The organism is uncultured Neisseria sp. (assembly GCF_951230505.1).
In the GTDB taxonomy this organism is placed as follows: Bacteria; Pseudomonadota; Gammaproteobacteria; order Burkholderiales; family Neisseriaceae; genus Neisseria.
On the sequence record NZ_CATNVN010000005.1, the window covers coordinates 15,837 to 32,643 of the forward strand.

General features: G+C 51.0%; 18 protein-coding genes. All 18 read right to left on the bottom strand.

Translation table 11 applies throughout. From position 1 onward, the window contains the following. Positions 1-162 precede the first annotated feature (162 nt). Positions 163-1,605, bottom strand: a complete 1,443-nt coding sequence (gene nuoN / locus Q1M25_RS00825) for an NADH-quinone oxidoreductase subunit NuoN (RefSeq protein WP_070504153.1) — start codon at positions 1,603-1,605, stop codon at positions 163-165. A gap of 9 nt (positions 1,606-1,614) precedes the next feature. Continuing rightward, on the bottom strand, positions 1,615-3,111 hold the full coding sequence (locus tag Q1M25_RS00830) for an NADH-quinone oxidoreductase subunit M (protein ID WP_300480663.1): 1,497 nt from the start codon (positions 3,109-3,111) through the stop codon (positions 1,615-1,617). A 178-nt stretch (positions 3,112-3,289) separates the two neighbouring features. Next, positions 3,290-3,610: a cupin gene (locus Q1M25_RS00835; RefSeq protein ID WP_300480721.1), complete on the bottom strand. Its 321-nt coding sequence runs from the start codon at positions 3,608-3,610 to the stop codon at positions 3,290-3,292. A 78-nt stretch (positions 3,611-3,688) separates the two neighbouring features. Beyond that, positions 3,689-3,994: a chorismate mutase gene (locus Q1M25_RS00840; RefSeq protein ID WP_300480666.1), complete on the bottom strand. Its 306-nt coding sequence runs from the start codon at positions 3,992-3,994 to the stop codon at positions 3,689-3,691. 76 nt (positions 3,995-4,070) lie between these two features. Next, positions 4,071-6,095: an NADH-quinone oxidoreductase subunit L gene (gene nuoL / locus Q1M25_RS00845; protein ID WP_128582404.1), complete on the bottom strand. Its 2,025-nt coding sequence runs from the start codon at positions 6,093-6,095 to the stop codon at positions 4,071-4,073. A gap of 2 nt (positions 6,096-6,097) precedes the next feature. Continuing rightward, on the bottom strand, positions 6,098-6,403 hold the full coding sequence (gene nuoK / locus Q1M25_RS00850; RefSeq protein WP_004519135.1) for an NADH-quinone oxidoreductase subunit NuoK: 306 nt from the start codon (positions 6,401-6,403) through the stop codon (positions 6,098-6,100). Continuing rightward, a complete protein-coding gene (locus Q1M25_RS00855; protein WP_004519136.1) occupies positions 6,400-7,071 on the bottom strand; it encodes an NADH-quinone oxidoreductase subunit J in 672 nt (223 codons plus the stop codon). Before Q1M25_RS00855 ends, nuoK begins: the two co-directional genes overlap by 4 nt. An 11-nt stretch (positions 7,072-7,082) precedes the next feature. Further along, positions 7,083-7,562, bottom strand: coding sequence for an NADH-quinone oxidoreductase subunit NuoI (nuoI, locus tag Q1M25_RS00860; protein WP_002218650.1), 480 nt, complete (start codon positions 7,560-7,562; stop codon positions 7,083-7,085). Between the two features lie 80 nt (positions 7,563-7,642). Continuing rightward, on the bottom strand, positions 7,643-8,719 hold the full coding sequence (gene nuoH / locus Q1M25_RS00865) for an NADH-quinone oxidoreductase subunit NuoH (RefSeq protein WP_002216340.1): 1,077 nt from the start codon (positions 8,717-8,719) through the stop codon (positions 7,643-7,645). Between the two features lie 2 nt (positions 8,720-8,721). Then, on the bottom strand, positions 8,722-10,983 hold the full coding sequence (gene nuoG / locus Q1M25_RS00870; RefSeq protein WP_300480675.1) for an NADH-quinone oxidoreductase subunit NuoG: 2,262 nt from the start codon (positions 10,981-10,983) through the stop codon (positions 8,722-8,724). Positions 10,984-11,079: 96 nt separating this feature from the next. After that, complete coding sequence (locus Q1M25_RS00875; protein ID WP_300480677.1) at positions 11,080-11,499, bottom strand: hypothetical protein; 420 nt, start codon at positions 11,497-11,499, stop codon at positions 11,080-11,082. A gap of 25 nt (positions 11,500-11,524) precedes the next feature. Beyond that, the gene (nuoF, locus tag Q1M25_RS00880) at positions 11,525-12,820 is read right to left on the bottom strand and encodes an NADH-quinone oxidoreductase subunit NuoF (protein ID WP_003686543.1); all 1,296 of its coding nucleotides are present in this window, start codon (positions 12,818-12,820) and stop codon (positions 11,525-11,527) included. Between the two features lie 57 nt (positions 12,821-12,877). Then, a complete protein-coding gene (nuoE, locus tag Q1M25_RS00885) occupies positions 12,878-13,351 on the bottom strand; it encodes an NADH-quinone oxidoreductase subunit NuoE (RefSeq protein ID WP_049332996.1) in 474 nt (157 codons plus the stop codon). Next, positions 13,351-14,607 (bottom strand): NADH dehydrogenase (quinone) subunit D, encoded by a 1,257-nt coding sequence (gene nuoD / locus Q1M25_RS00890; RefSeq protein ID WP_002221612.1) that lies wholly within the window; start codon positions 14,605-14,607, stop codon positions 13,351-13,353. The genes nuoE and nuoD overlap by 1 nt, the downstream gene beginning before the upstream one ends. Further along, positions 14,597-15,190, bottom strand: coding sequence for an NADH-quinone oxidoreductase subunit C (locus tag Q1M25_RS00895; protein ID WP_300480684.1), 594 nt, complete (start codon positions 15,188-15,190; stop codon positions 14,597-14,599). Before Q1M25_RS00895 ends, nuoD begins: the two co-directional genes overlap by 11 nt. A 12-nt stretch (positions 15,191-15,202) precedes the next feature. Beyond that, the gene (locus Q1M25_RS00900; protein ID WP_002215610.1) at positions 15,203-15,685 is read right to left on the bottom strand and encodes an NADH-quinone oxidoreductase subunit B family protein; all 483 of its coding nucleotides are present in this window, start codon (positions 15,683-15,685) and stop codon (positions 15,203-15,205) included. Then, positions 15,676-16,032, bottom strand: coding sequence for an NADH-quinone oxidoreductase subunit A (locus Q1M25_RS00905; protein ID WP_003686600.1), 357 nt, complete (start codon positions 16,030-16,032; stop codon positions 15,676-15,678). The genes Q1M25_RS00900 and Q1M25_RS00905 overlap by 10 nt, the downstream gene beginning before the upstream one ends. 336 nt (positions 16,033-16,368) lie before the next feature. Beyond that, positions 16,369-16,807, bottom strand: a 439-nt coding sequence (locus Q1M25_RS00910) for an oligopeptide:H+ symporter (RefSeq protein WP_300480719.1), incomplete at its 5' end; no start/stop codon positions are given.

The window sequence follows — 16,807 nt, forward strand, 5'->3', positions numbered from 1 at the left end:
CTTGCCCATCATTATCCGTGGAATATTCAATATCTTGATAATACCCGCTTGATGATTGTTCAAAGGCTTGAGGCCGTCTGAACTTTGGGTATATTTCATCCGAATGCGAATCCTAACAAAAACGGCGACTTTGGAACAGCCGCCGTTGGTTTTGTTTGAAGCTTACAGGGTATTTATCAATGCTTTGGCACACCAGTCGATAACGGTTTGCGGCATGATACCCCACAGGAGCAGCAGGAAGGCATTGACCGTCAGAACAAATTTGGCGGCATAGTTACTGCCGACCGGCTGGTCATGGTCAGGAGCATCGAAGTAGATGACTTTGACCACGCGCAGGTAGTAGAACGCACCAATCAGCGACATGATGACGGCAAATACGGACAACCAAACATGGCCTTGTTTCAAGAGTGCCATAATCACTCCGAATTTGGCGTAAAAACCCATCAGCGGTGGAATACCCGCCATGGAGAACATAGACAGCAACATCAGGAAGGCAAACCATGCATGGCGTTGGTTAAGGCCTGCGAGGTCTTTGATGTTTTCACATTCAATGTCTTTGGTGGACAATACCATCAAAACGCCGAAGCTGACTGCCGCCATCAAAGCATAGGTAATGGCGTAATACAAACCTGCAGTAAAGCCGACTGCGCCTGCCATAAACGCCAACAGGATAAAGCCCATGTGCGATACAGTGGAATAGGCAAGCATACGTTTGATATTGGTTTGCATGATGGCGGCAAGGTTACCGACCACCAAAGAAGCAACGGCAAGAATGGCCAACATCGGCGCCCAGTCTGAATGTATGGTACCCATACCGGTAACAAGGATACGGAACGCAAAGACAACAGCGGCAATTTTCGGAGCCGTACCCACAAAGGCGGTAACAGAGGTTGGCGCGCCATCATACACATCGGGCACCCACATATGGAATGGAACCGCACCCAATTTAAATGCAATGGCGACCACAATAAATACCATACCCAATTTCAACAACCATTCATTAGCCTGCTCATTGAAAGCAGAAGCCAAGACGGAAGCAAAATCAAGAGAGCCGGTGGCGCCGTAAACCATGGAAATACCATAAAGCAGCAAGCCGGAGGCCAACGCGCCCAATACGAAGTATTTCAGTGCGGCCTCGGCAGAGCGGCCGGAATCGCGGCGCAGGGCAATCATGGCGTACAGCGACAAAGACAACAATTCCAAACCGATATACGCAGTCAGGAAATGTGCCGAGCTGACCATGACGCTCATACCCAACAGGGCAAACAATGACAGGGTGTAAAACTCACCTTTGAAGATTTGGCGGTCTTGGTTGTACGGTTTACTGTAAATAAACAGACCAAACGTCAGTGCATACAGCACCAGTTTTGCCAAACGGGACATGCCGTCTGCAATATACATACCGTGAAAGGCATCGACACTGCCCTGCTCCCATACCGCCAACTGGGTAACGGCCACGATGATGACCGTTCCCAAACTCATCAGATGGGTCAAATAACGGTTTTTATCGCAAATCCACAAGTCTGCCAGCAATACGACACCCAATAGCGCAAGCAGCACGATTTCGGGCATGGCAGGCATTAAATTCAAATCAGACCAGTTCATTTACACACCTCAAATCTTGCTTTGTGCCACATGGGCAATCAAATCGTTTGCCGCTTGATGCACTACTTCGATAAACGCTTGCGGATACAGACCCATGCCCAATACAGCAACCGCCAAAATCGCCAAAATCGCAAATTCGCGGCAATTGATGTCTTTCATTTCGGCAACGTGCGGATTGTGAATCGCACCAAAAATAACGCGTTTGTACATCCACAGGGTATAAGACGCACCGTAAATCAGAGTCATAGCAGCCAACGCACCTACCCAGAAATTCACTTTAACCGCGCCCATAATCACCATAAACTCGCCCACAAAGCCGGAAGTTGCAGGCAGACCGGCATTGGCCATACCGAACAACATCATAAACGCCGCAAACTTAGGCATCACATTGACCACGCCGCCATAATCGGCAATATTGCGGGTATGCAGGCGGTCGTACATCACGCCGATACACATAAACATCGCGGCGGACACAAAACCGTGGGAAATCATTTGAATGATTGCGCCTTTCAATGCCCAGTCATTCAGTTGGCCGTTCACAAACAGGAACATGCCTAAAGTGACAAAACCCATATGGCTGATGGAAGAGTACGCCACCAGTTTTTTCATATCGGTTTGCACCAAAGCCACCATACCGATGTAAATCACGGCAATCAGGCTCAATACGATGATCACAGGGGCAAAATAGCGTGCCGCGTCCGGCATAATCGGCAGGATAAAGCGCAAGAGACCATACGCACCCAGTTTCAGCGTAATTGCTGCCAACACCATCGAACCGCCGGTCGGCGCTTCAACGTGGGCATCCGGCAACCAAGTGTGCACAGGGAACATCGGCACTTTTACGGCAAATGACAGGAAGAATGCCACAAACAAAAGCTGCTGTACGCCCAACGGAATCTGTTTGATGTTTTGGAAATCGACAATAGAGAAGCTGCCTGTTTGATAGTACAGGTAAACCATGGCAACCAGCATCAAGAGCGAACCCATCAGCGTATAGAGGAACAGCTTGACCGACGCATAGACGCGACGCGGGCCACCCCATACACCGATAATCAGGTACAGCGGAATCAGCATACCCTCGAAGAACACATAAAACAGAATCGCATCCTGCGCGGCAAACGCGCCGTTAATCAAACCCGACATGATCAGGAATGCCGCCATATACTGCGCCGGACGTTTCTGAATGACTTCCCAACCGGCCAATACCACCAACAGCGTAATAAACGCATTTAAGATGATAAAGAGCACTGAAATACCGTCCACGCCCAATGCGTAGTTGATTTTCAGCAGCGGAATCCACTCGTGGAACTCGGTAAACTGATAGCCGCCGCTCAAACGATCGAAACCGGTAAACAGGGGCAGCGTTACCAAGAAACCGGCAAGCGCACCCATGAAGGCAAGCACACGCGCCAGCGGCGCACGGCTGTCCTTACCGGTCGCCAAAACCAGCACACCTGCGGCGATGGGTATCCATATTGCCAAGCTGAGTAGGTAGTTGGAAAACATAGTGGTTAACCTGTGGTTAAAATAAAAAATATAGTTGTATGGGTTGGTTTCCAGACGACATTTCAGGAGGCCGTCTGAAAAAGATTGTGTATTTTGTGTACGGCAAAATCAAGAAAAATGTATATCTGCCGTCATTCTCTTATTCTGTTGCTGTCTCAAACCTTCTTTTCAGACGGCCTCAAACACTGTCCTCTTTCTCAATCACCAAAATCCGCGCTTCGCCGCACGGATGGGCAACGTGTTCCGTGCCGATTCCTGCGTAAAAGATATCTCCACTTTTCAAACGAACGATGTGTTCTTCGCCGTTTTCTCGGTAGTGCATATTAACTTCGCCATCCATCACAGCAAACACTTCCTCGCCGTCGTTGATGTGCCATTTGTAGGGCTGGTTCGTCCAGTGCAGGCGCACGGTGGTGCCGTTCATATTGGCGATGTCGAGTGCGCCCCATGCGCGGGAAGCGGTAAATTCGGCGGAGCGGATGGTTTGTTGTGTGTCCAACATGTTTTTTCTCGCCTCTATATTTCAGACGGCCTCTTCCCTATTTTTCTTGTCAAAACCGTTATCCGAAGATTTTGACTACGCTCCGTCGGTACGGTTGGTATCCATCTCAAGTTTAATGAACGCATCAATCATGCTGCGCCAAACTGCTTCTGCTACTTCGTGCGACAAACCGGCCTTTTCGGCATAAGCGCGGCGAGAGGCAATCACTTGAGCCACCCGTTCGGGCGCGGAAACCGCCTGCACATCGTTTTTAGGTTTCAGACGACCAGCCTGCTGTACCAGTTTCTGCCGGCGGGCGAGTAATTCGATTAATCCCTTATCCAAACCGTCGATGGCTTCGCGGACTTCGTCCAGGGCCTGCGGTAATTTGTCTTCAATCATTATTGTTGCTCAAATTTTCTTTTTTAGACGGCCCCTATACACACAAACTATAGACAGGCCGTCTGAAATCCCGCTTTTATCGGAACAATCCCCAGAAGGTCATGCCGAGCAGTACCAATACGCCGAATACCATAGCGGCGGCGTAGGTATAGATAAAGCCGGTTTGGGCTTTACGCACTTGCGCGGCAATCGCGCCGACCAGTTTGGCAGAGCCATTGACAATGCCGTTATCGATAATGGCGGTATCGCCGACTTTCCAGAAAAAGGTACCCAATGCGCGCGTGCCTTTGGCGAAAACGTTGAAATACAGGACGTCGAGGTAGTATTTGTTTTCAAACAAAACGTAAATCGGACGGAACGTCTGTGCAATTTTTGCAGGCAGGTGCGGCAGTTTGACGTACAGGAGCCATGCGCTCAAGACACCTGCAATAGCAAGGTAGAGTACAGGCGAATGTAGGCTGTGTGACACCATTGCCAATGCGCCGTGGAACTCTTCTTTCATGATGTGCATGGTCGGATGCGCGTCGGCGTTGACGAAAATCACGTCTTTGAAGAAGTCGCCGTAAAGCATAGGCTCGATGGCAACATAGCCGATGATGACGGACGGAATGGCAAGCAAAATCAAAGGCAGGGTAACAACCAACGGGCTTTCGTGCGGATTGTCATTTTTGCCCAAGCCGTGATGTTCTTCGCCATGATGATCGTCATGATGTTCAGGCAGGCTGCGCCATTTCTCTTCGCCGTGGAACACCATAAAGTATTGGCGGAACGCGTAGAACGCGGTAACGAACACGCTGGCGAGGACGGCAAAATAGGCAAAGCCGCTGCCCGGCAGGGTGCTGTATTTCGCTGCTTCGATAATCGAATCTTTGGAATAGAAGCCGGAGAAGAACGGCGTACCAATCAGCGACAAGTTACCGATCAGCATGGTCAGCCAAGTAATCGGCATGTATTTTTTCAGGTTACCCATGTGGCGCATATCTTGGTCGTGGTGCATACCGATAATTGCGCTACCTGCGGCCAAGAACAACAAGGCTTTAAAGAAAGCGTGGGTCATGACGTGGAACATCGCCACGGAATAGGCAGACGCACCCAGAGCCACAGTCATATAGCCTAGTTGCGACAGGGTAGAATACGCAACCACACGTTTAATGTCGTTTTGAATCACGCCCAAGAAACCCATAAACAGGGCAGTAATCGCACCGATTACCATGATGACAGACAGCGCAGTGCTGCTCATCTCATAAATCGGCGACATACGCGATACCATGAACAAACCGGCAGTAACCATGGTTGCAGCGTGAATCAATGCAGAAATCGGTGTCGGGCCTTCCATCGAATCAGGCAGCCAAACGTGCAGCGGGAATTGTGCCGATTTACCCATCGCACCGACAAACAGGAGTAAACAGGTTACAGTAATCAAAGACCATTCCACACCGGGGAACAGTTGGATAGTGGCCGTCTGAACATTAGGCAGATAAGCGAATACATCTTGATAGCGCAGGCTGCCGCCGAAATAGGCAAGCACCAAGCCGATACCGAGCAAAAAGCCGAAGTCGCCGACACGGTTGATCAAAAAGGCTTTCAGGTTGGCAAATGTTGCGCTTGGACGTTTGAAATAGAAACCGATCAAGAGATACGACACCAAGCCTACAGCCTCCCAGCCGAAGAAGAGCTGGATGAAGTTGTTGCTCATAATCAGCATCAACATGCTGAAAGTAAACAAAGAAATATAGCTGAAGAAGCGTTGGTAGCCGACTTTTTCGTCGTGCATATAACCGATGGTGTAGATATGCACCATCAACGACACGCCGGTTACTACGACCATCATCATCGCCGTCATCGTATCGACCAAGAAGCCGACGGAGAAATCCAAACCGCCCATTGTCAGCCAGGTATAGACGTTCTCGTCAAACTTGGCACGGCTACCATTGAGGAATCCCCACAGCACATAAGCCGACAGCACGGCAGACACCGCCACGCCGAGTATCGTAACCGTATGCGCGCCGGCACGTCCGATTTTGTTGCCGAACAAACCCGCAATCAGCGAGCCTGCCAATGGAACAAGGGCAATTATCAAATATAAAGTCATATCGTTCATGATTACCCTTTCAACTCATCCAAATCGGCAACGTTGATTGTTTGTCGGTTGCGGTACACCAATACCATAATCGCCAAACCGATGGCAGATTCGGCAGCGGCAACGGTCAGTACGAAGAATACGAAAATCTGTCCGGCAGTATCGCCCAAATATTGCGAGAAGGCGATAAAGTTGAAGTTCACCGCCAAAAGCATCAGCTCGATGGACATCAGCAATACCAGCACGTTTTTGCGGTTCATGAAGATACCCATTGCGCTGATACCGAACAGGAGCGCACCCAATACCAGATAATGCGTCAAGGTAATCATGCTTTGCCCTCCCCTTCCGGCTTAAGGCCGTCTGAAACTTCGCTTTCTTCGGCAGATTCGACTTGCGGTTTGACCGCTTCCATTTTCACCAGACGCATACGGCCTTGGTCGGCGCGTACTTTAACTTGGTCGGCAGGATCCATACGTTTCGGATTGGTGGTTTTACGGTGAACCAGCGCAATCGCGGCCACCATACCCAACAGCAGCAATACCGCCGCCAATTCAAACGGCAACAGGTAGTCAGTATAAATACGGCTGCCCAAATCACGGATATTGTTGTAATCGGCCGGAATGTCTTTCATCAGACCAAATGCGTCAAGGTCGGTTTTCGGGTTGACCAGAATCAGAATCAGCGCAACCGCCAACAATGTGCCGACCACACCGGCAACAGGCGCATGACGCCAGAAACCGGCGCGCATTTCTTCAATGTCGATGTTCAACATCATCACGACGAACAGGAACAACACCATCACGGCGCCGACGTAAACCACCACCAGCGTAACGCCCAAAAACTCAGCCTGCATCAGCATCCAAATCATCGCGCTCACGCAGAAGGTCAGCACCAGATGCAAAGCGGCGTGAACAGGGTTTTTAGCGGTAACGGTACGAACCGCACCGTACAAAACGATGGCGGCAAGAATATAGAACAGAATCGCGGAAAAAGTCATTCGTCTGCTCCTTAACGATACGGCGCGTCAGCGGCTTTGCGTTTGGCGATTTCAGCTTCGTATTTGTCGCCAATGGCCAAAAGAATCGGCTTGGTCATGTGCAAGTCGCCTTTTTTCTCGCCGTGGTATTCAAAAATATGGGTTTCCACAATCGCATCGGTCGGGCAAGCCTCTTCGCAGAAACCGCAGAAGATGCACTTGGTCAGGTCGATGTCGTAACGCTTGGTGCGGCGGGTGCCGTCTTCGCGTTCTTCCGATTCGATGTTAATCGCCATTGCCGGACAAACTGCCTCACACAATTTACACGCAATACAGCGCTCTTCGCCGTTCGGATAACGGCGTTGCGCGTGCAGGCCGCGGAAACGCACGGATTGCGGCGTTTTCTCTTCTGGGAAATAAATTGTGTCTTTGCGGGCAAAAAAGTTTTTGAGCGTTACGCCCAAGCCTTTTACCAATTCGCCAAGCAGAAAGGTTTTTACTAAGTTAGCCATATTATGTTCCCTCAAAACAGGGATTTCGTTAGGTATTCAAAATCGCTTTGTTCAGACGGCCTCAAGATGCCGTCTGAAACTTATTTCCACAAATTCAGCGGTGAAATCATCCACACGCCCAAAATCACGATGTAGGCGAAGCCGATCGGAATCAGCACTTTCCAGCCCAAACGCATGATTTGGTCGTAACGGTAGCGCGGGAAAGTTGCACGGATCCACAGGTACCAGTACAACACTGCCGCCATTTTCACGAACATCCAGAATGCGGAAGGCGTACCGATAAAGCCCCAGCTTTGCGGGAACGGAGACAACCAGCCGCCGAGGAACATCAGCGATGTCAGCGCGGCAATCAGAATCATGAAAATGTATTCGGCAAGGAAGAACAGCGCGAATGCGAAGCCGGAGTATTCAACGTGGTGACCGGCAACGATTTCAGATTCACCCTCTGCCACGTCAAACGGCGCGCGGTTGGTTTCGGCAACGGCGGAAATCAGATAGACGATGAAGATGGGGAAGAGCGGTAGCCAGTTCCACGAGAACACAGAACCGCCCGCGATGCCTTTTGCCTGCGCGGCAACGATGTCGGAGAAGTTCATGCTGCCCGATACCATCACGACGCACACCAGCGCGGCACTCATGGCAATCTCGTAGGAAATGCTTTGCGCGGAAGCACGCATTGCACCCAAGAACGAATATTTGGAGTTGGAAGCCCAGCCTGCGATGATCACGCCGTAAACCGACAGCGAGGTAATCATCAGGATGTACAAAAGGCCGATATTGATATTGGTCAGCACCCATTCTTCGTTGAACGGAATCACCGCCCATGCCGCGAAAGACGGGGCGAGCGACATAATCGGACCAATATAGAACAGGGCTTTGTTTGACAGCTTCGGACGGGTTACCTCTTTAAACAAGAGTTTGAACACGTCGGCAAACGGCTGAATCAGGCCCCACGGGCCGGTTACGTTCGGGCCGACGCGAAGCTGCATAAAGCCGATGACTTTACGTTCGAAATATGTCAGGTAGGCAACGGTCAGAATCAGCGGAATCAGGATAATCACGATTTTGACGATGACGGATACCACCAAGCCTACGGTGATACCCAAATCGCCCAGACCGAGCGTTGCGGCAAAGAGGTTTTGGAACCATTCTTGCATGATCAAGCTCCCGCCAGTTCAATAGTGTCCATCAACGCACCCAGCGCGGCATTTTCGGTATGCAGCGGCAGATGCACCACGTTTTCAGGCAAACCGGCATCGGCTTTGACAGCAACCGATACGCTTGCGCCGTTTTGTTTGGCGACAGCAGTTTGTCCGTCTTGCAGGCCCAAGCGCGCCAAAGTGTTCGGATTCACACGCGCGGCAGGCACGGCGGCATGGCTGGTTTCTTGTAACGGTGCGGAACGGCGCACGATAGAATCAGTGTGATAAATACCGACACCGCCGACACGGACAAGACGGTCTGAGGCCGTCTGAACGCCCTCCCCTGTCCATGTGCTGCGGTTGTCCAGTTTGGACGGCAGGCTTTCTGCATCCAGCGCATCTTTCAGAATCGCAGCGGTATCGTGGTATTCAAAACCTTTCAGGTCAAACAGGTTGCCTAATACGCGCAACACTTTCCACATCGGACGCGAATCGCCGAAGCCTTGTACCACGCCGTGGAAAGATTGCAGACGGCCTTCCATATTGATAAAGCTGCCTGATGTTTCGGTAAACGGCGCAATCGGCAACAATACGTCGCACACGTCCAGCAGCGTTTCGCTGACAAACGGTGTAAACGCCATCACGCTTTTCGCCTGTTTCAAGGCAGCTACGGCTTTTGCACCGTCAACCGTATCGATTTCAGGCTCGACGTTGAGCAGCAAGACTGCCTGTTTCGGCGCAGTTACCATTTCGGCAATGCTCTCGCCGGAGTTTACCTTCAAGACATCCGCACCAACGCTGTTGGCGGCTTGCGGCAAAATACCCAGCACTGCGCCGGTCGCGTCAGCCAGCTCTTGCGCGGCGGCATAAATGGCGGCGTAATCAGGATGGTTTTGCACTTCCGCGCCCAAAATCACCGCTGCTTTTTCAGCGTTTTTCAGGCTGGCGGTAACGACGTGTTCCGCATTGGCAGACAGGTTTTTCAGACGGCCTGCCCACTCGTCGGGATGTGCGGCTTCTTGAGACAGAAGCGGCATAAACAATTCTTCTTTACTGCTGGCCAATACGCTCAAGGCCATACGGTCTTTGGCGGCGCGGCGCAGGCGGGCGGTCAGGAGCGGCTGTTCTTTGCGCAAGTTCGCACCGATTACCAATACGGCATCGTTGTCAGCCAAAGATTCAATGCTTTGTCCCAACCATTGCGCACCTTTAAGGCCGTCTGAAAGACGTTTGTCTTGTTGGCGCAAACGGGTTGCAAAGTTTTTAACACCCAAACCATTAGCAAGCTTTTTGGCCAGATACAGCTCTTCAACCGTATTCATCGGATTGGCCCAAACGCCGACTTGGTTTTGGTTGCCGTCTTTGGCGATACATTCAATCGCGCTGCGGACATATTCCAACGCGGTTTTCCAATCCACGTCCATCCACTCGCCGCCCTGTTTGATTTTCGGGTTTTTCAGACGGCTTTCGTGATACAGGCCTTCGTAGGAGAAACGGTCGCGGTCGGACAGCCAGCATTCGTTGATGGCTTCGTTTTCCAGCGGCAACACACGGCGGACGGTATGGTCTTTGGTTTGTACAATCAGGTTGCTGCCCAAAGCATCATGGGCGGAAACGGATTTGCGGCGGTTCAATTCCCAAGTACGCGCGTTGAAGCGGAACGGTTTGCTGGTCAATGCGCCGACAGGACACAAATCGATGACGTTGCCCGACAATTCGGTTTCCACTGCTTTGCCGATAAAGGGCATGATCTCGGAATGTTCGCCGCGGTTGGCCATAGCGATTTCTTGCACGCCGGCGATTTCTTCAGTGAAACGAACGCAACGGGTACAGTGGATACAACGGCTCATTTCCTCGGCGGAAATCAAAGGACCCATGTCTTTGCCGACGACGGAACGTTTTTCTTCGGTATAACGGCTGGTATTTTTGCCGTAGCCCATCGCCAAATCCTGCAACTGGCATTCGCCGCCTTGGTCGCAGGTCGGACAGTCAAGCGGATGGTTGATGAGCAGAAACTCCATCACGCCTTCTTGCGCCTCTCGGGCTTTTGCCGAATGCGTACGCACAATCATGCCGTCTGTAACCGGCGTGGCACAGGCGGGCAAGGGTTTGGGGGCCTTTTCCACGTCCACCAAACACATACGGCAGTTGGCGGCGATGGAAAGTTTTTTGTGGTAACAGAAATGCGGGATATAAGTACCGAGCTTGTGCGCGGCCTCAATCACCGTCGCACCCTGCTCCACAGATACCTGTTTGCCGTCGATTTCGATTTGTAACATGGTTCGTTCCTAGTTACGGGTATTTAATAAATAATTCTTTATGGAGATCGTCTGAAAAATGAATTACAGACGGCCTTTTTAATTTTAAGTTACAGGCTAATCTAATTCGCCCTTTTCCCGTGCTAGCGCAAAAGCCTCATCCAACTCCTCCGTTAGAATCGGTGATAACGCTCCACGGTTATTTTTCCAATATTCTTGCCAATAAGACGACAGGTCCGTCCAATAAGTCTGCATCACTACACTTTGTATCAAGATAAGAAGGCTGACTGTATAAGCAACCGCATCTTGTCGATTATATGCTGCTAATTCTACTGCTTCAGCCGGGTAAAAAGCCTGTCTGGCAGACAAATAACCATTCTGATGATACACAACCTGTTGAAGTTCCTGAAAATGCCGTTCCACCTCCATCCCATAATCGGCCATACTAATACGGTACAGGACTTTGTCTTCTACTCTTTCCAAATAAGGAAACAATGCAGATGGGAAATTGGGAGCGAGATGTTGTTTTTCAGACATATAAGGTTTCAGGCCGTCTGAAAACTTAGCACCACTTATTCGGTTTCATCGGTCCGCCGTGTTCGATGTAATGCACAAACTCATCACGGAAATGCTTGGTAAAGCTGCGGACAGGGAAGACGGCGGCATCGGCAAGGGCGCAGATGGTGCGGCCTGCCATTTGGTTACCGACAGAATCCAGCAAATCCAAGTCTTCCATGCGGCCTTTGCCTTCTACGATGCGGTGGACGATGCGGTAAAGCCAGCCCGTACCTTCTCGGCAAGGCGTACATTGGCCGCAAGACTCGTCGTAGTAGAAGTAGCTCAGGCGCTCAAGGGCTTTGACCATGCACACGTCTTCGTCCATGACGATAATCGCGCCGGAACCCAGCATCGAGCCGGCTTTGGAAATCGAGTCATAGTCCATATTGGTCTGCATCATGATATCGGCAGGCAAAACTGGCGCGGACGAACCGCCGGGAATAACGGCTTTAAGTTTTTTACCGCCGCGCATACCACCCGCCATTTTCAGGACTTCGGCAAACGGCGTACCCAATGGCACTTCATAGTTGCCCGGACGCTCGACATGGCCGGAAATACAGAACAATTTGGTACCGCCTGCATTCGGAATACCTTTATCGGCAAATGCCTGTCCGCCGTCACGGATAATGAAGGGGACGGAGGAGAACGTTTCGGTATTGTTGATGGTAGTCGGTTTACCGTACAGGCCGAATGAAGCAGGGAATGGCGGCTTAAAGCGCGGCTGGCCTTTTTTGCCTTCCAACGATTCGAGCAATGCGGTTTCTTCGCCACAAATATATGCGCCATAACCGTGGTGGGCGAAGAGTTCAAATTCAAAATCCGAACCCAAAATATTTTTACCCAAAAAACCTGCGGCACGCGCCTGCTCCAAAGCGGCTTCAAAGCGTTGGTAGCCTTCAAAAATTTCGCCGTGGATGTAGTTGTAGCCGGCTTTCGCACCCATCGCGTAACCGGCAATAATCATGCCTTCAATCAGGGCATGAGGATTGAACATGATGATGTCGCGGTCTTTAAATGTACCCGGCTCGCCTTCGTCGGTGTTGCAAACCACATATTTTTCACCCGGGAAGGAACGGGGCATAAAGCTCCATTTCAAACCGGTCGGGAAGCCCGCACCGCCACGACCGCGCAAGCCAGAGGTTTTGACTTCGTCAATCACATCAGTTTGCGAGATGTTTTCGGACAGGATTTTACGCAGGGCGGTATAACCGCCACGTTTGACGTATTCGTCCAATGTCCAGCAATCGGGATTGGCGGTATCCACTTGGTCAAAAATCACGCCTGATTGGTAAATAGCCATTTTTGGTGTGCCTGTTCGTTTTGGTATCGGTTGCAGCCGTTGTTTTCAGACGGCCTTTTATTTCAGTTCGGCAAGTTTCTTGTCAATCGCCTCTTCGGTCATAAAGCTGCACATGCTGTGGTTGTTGACCAGCATGACCGGAGCGTCGCCACATGCGCCCATGCATTCGCCTTCGACAAGGGTAAATTTGCCGTCAGGTGTGGTTTCGCCGTAGCCGATACCGAGTTTTTGTTTGAGGTATTCGCCGGTAGCCATACCGCCGCGCAGTGCGCAGGGCAGGTTGGTACAAACGGTCAGTTTGTATTTGCCGACAGGCTCAAGGTCGTACATATTGTAGAAGGTAGCGACTTCGTAGGCTTGTGCTGGCGAGATGCCGATATAGTCTGCGACAAAGGCGATGGTCTCAGGAGCAAGCCAGCCTTTTTCGGTCTGGGCAATACGCAATGCGCCCATAATGGCGGAGCGGCGTTGGTCGGCAGGATATTTTGCCAACTCGATGTCAATTTGTTTTAAAGATTCTGCGGATAACATTATCGGTCAACCTCCCCGAATACGATGTCCTGCGTACCGATGATGGCAACGACGTCGGCCAGCATGTGGCCTTTTGCCATTTCGTCCATGCCTTGCAGGTGGGCGAAGCCGGGTGCGCGGATTTTCAGGCGGTAGGGTTTGTTTGCGCCGTCTGAAATGATGTAAACGCCGAACTCGCCTTTCGGGTGTTCGACAGCGGTGTAGGTCTCGCCCTCAGGAACGTGCATACCCTCGGTAAAGAGTTTGAAATGGTGAATCAGGTCTTCCATACCTGTTTTCATTTCGGTACGTTTGGGCGGAGCGAATTTGTGGTTTGTGGTAATGACCGGACCCGGATTGACACGCAACCACTCGGAACATTGTTTGATGATGCGCACGGATTGACGCATTTCTTCCATACGGCAGAGGTAGCGGTCGTAGCAGTCGCCATTGACGCCGACGGGGATGTCGAAATCCATTTTGTCGTACACTTCGTAAGGCTGTGTCTTACGCACGTCCCATTCCACGCCGGAACCGCGCAACATAACGCCGGTAAAGCCTTTCTGCATGGCGCGCTCAGGAGAGACGACGCCGATGCCGACGGTACGCTGTTTCCAAATGCGGTTGTCGGTCAGAAGGGTTTCGAGTGTGTCGATATTTTTCGGGAAACGTTCGCAGAAGGCGTCGATAAAGTCGAGCATGGTGCCTTCGCGGGATTCGTTGAGCTGCTTCAATACTTTGGCGTTGCGGAATTTGCTGCTCTCATATTTGGGCATGAAGTCGGGCAGGTCGCGGTAAACGCCGCCGGGACGGAAGTAGGCGGCGTGCATACGCGCGCCGGACACGGCTTCGTACAAGTCCATCAGCTCTTCGCGGTCGCGGAAGGCGTAAAGGATGGCGGTCATCGCGCCGATGTCGAAGGCGTGCGAACCGATACCCATCAAGTGATTGAGGATGCGCGTTACTTCGGCAAACATCACGCGGATGTATTGGGCGCGGATAGGCACATCGATACCGGCAAGTTTTTCTACCGCCAAGCAATACGCCTGCTCGTTGACCATCATGGAAACGTAGTCCAAACGGTCCATATAGGGCAGGGCTTGCAGATAGGTTTTGGTTTCAGCCAGTTTTTCAGTACCGCGGTGCAGGAGGCCGATATGCGGGTCGGCGCGGACGATGGTTTCGCCCTCCAACTCCAAAATCATACGCAATACGCCGTGCGCCGCAGGGTGTTGCGGGCCGAAGTTGATGGTGTAGTTTCTTAATTTATTGGCCACCGTAGTTCTCCTCACGGACGATACGCGGCGTGATCTCGCGCGGCTCAATGGTAACAGGTTGGTAAATCACGCGTTTTTGCTCTTCGTCGTAACGCATTTCCACATAGCCGGAAATCGGGAAGTCTTTGCGGAACGGATGTCCAACGAAACCGTAATCGGTCAGGATGCGGCGCAGGTCCGGATGGTTGTTGAACATGATGCCGTACATATCGAAGGCTTCGCGTTCGTACCAATCCGCGCTGTTGTAAATATCGACTACGGATTCGACTATGGGGAAGTCGTCGTCTGAAACCCAGACTCGTACGCGGATGCGTTGATTGTTTTTAACGGAAAGCAGCTGACTGACGACGGCAAAGCGCTTGCCCTGCCATACTTCGTTTTTGTAAGTGCTGTAATCGACACCGCACAAGTCGACCAGAAGCTCGAAATACAACTCTTCATGGTCGCGCAATGCGGTCATGACTGAAATATAGTGCTCGGGCAGACACTCGACGGTAATCTCGCCCAAAGCTGAAATGACTTTGCTTGCCTGATCGCCAAGCACGCCGACGACGGTCTCGTATAAGTTTTGAATGCTTGCCATATCGTCCTCTCCTTACTCGTCACGCGCGATGGTGGAAGTGCGCTTGATTTTTTGTTGGAGCTGAATCAGGCCGTAAATCAGGGCTTCCGCAGTCGGCGGACAACCCGGCACATAAACGTCTACCGGCACGACGCGGTCGGCACCGCGCACAACGGAATAAGAATAGTGGTAATAGCCGCCACCGTTGGCACACGAGCCCATAGACAATACCCAGCGCGGCTCGGCAAGCTGGTCGTACACGCGGCGCAGTGCAGGCGCCATTTTGTTGGTGAGCGTACCCGCCACAATCATCAGGTCGGCCTGACGTGGGGACGGACGGAAAATGATACCGAAACGGTCAAGGTCATAACGCGCCATACCTGCATGCATCATTTCCACGGCGCAGCAGGCCAAGCCGAAAGTAACCGGCCACAATGAACCAGTACGCATATAGTTCAACACCGTATCCGCGCTGGTGGTGATGAAACCTTTTTTCAAAACGCCTTCTATTCCCATTCCAGCGCACCTTTTTTCCATTCGTAAATAAAGCCTACCGTCAGAACGACGATAAACACCAGCATAGACCAGAAGCCGTACGCGCCCAAATCTTTGAACACAACTGCCCATGGCAACATGAACGCGACCTCCAAATCAAACAGGATAAAGAGGATGGCGACGAGGTAATAGCGCACGTCGAACTTCATCCTTGCGTTTTCAAAGGCTTCAAAACCGCATTCGTAAGCCGCGTCTTTTTCGGCATAGTGACGCTTCGGGCCTAAAATTGTGCCGAGCAGAATAAACAGCACGCCGGCCGCAAGGCCGACGAGGATGAATACGAGGACGGGAAAGTAACTGGCCAACATGGTCGTACCTAACTGGTTGACAGACAAATCTTAAAAATAGATTACCATTTTATCGAATTTCAAAAGCCATTTAAAGGTAAATATCAGCAAATCAGCAAAAAAACCCTAATAAATTCAATAAAGTTATGAGAACAATTCTTATTCTTATTTAATATTTCACAATTTTAATTTCAGTTTAATCATGTATCATTTAATTCGGGTTTTCCACCTGTCCGATTTACTTCAAAAATATGGAAAACCACCCTTTTCCAAACCTCAATAAAAACATCAGGCCGTCTGAAAACTGATTCTTTTCAGACGGCCTGTATTTACATCACATTATTTTAAATAGAAAAATCAATCGACACCTTTGAGCATGCGGTTCAATACCGGGGTAAGTACCAGCAGGATACCGCAGGTTACTGCGCCGATGGTGGCCAGCATCCAATAGAAATCCAATGGCGACTGAGCATTGTAGTAGTCTTTAAACAACACTCCGCCCAAAGTAAAGCCGATGGACAATGCTAAGAAATTCAACGCAACCATTTGTGTTTTAAACATGCTCGGTGCGATTTTAGTGGAAAACGACAGCGAAATCGGCGACAGCATCAACTCGCCTATCGTAATCGCCAGCAACACCAGCATAAACACGATAATCGGCATCGAGGTTCCGGATGAAATATATGGGATGAAACACAAATAAGAGACGCCGGTTACCAACATGGCCAGCGCAAACTTCAACGGCGTTTTAGGTTGGCGTTTGCGCATTTTCGTCCACACCGCCGCCCTCCCGCGG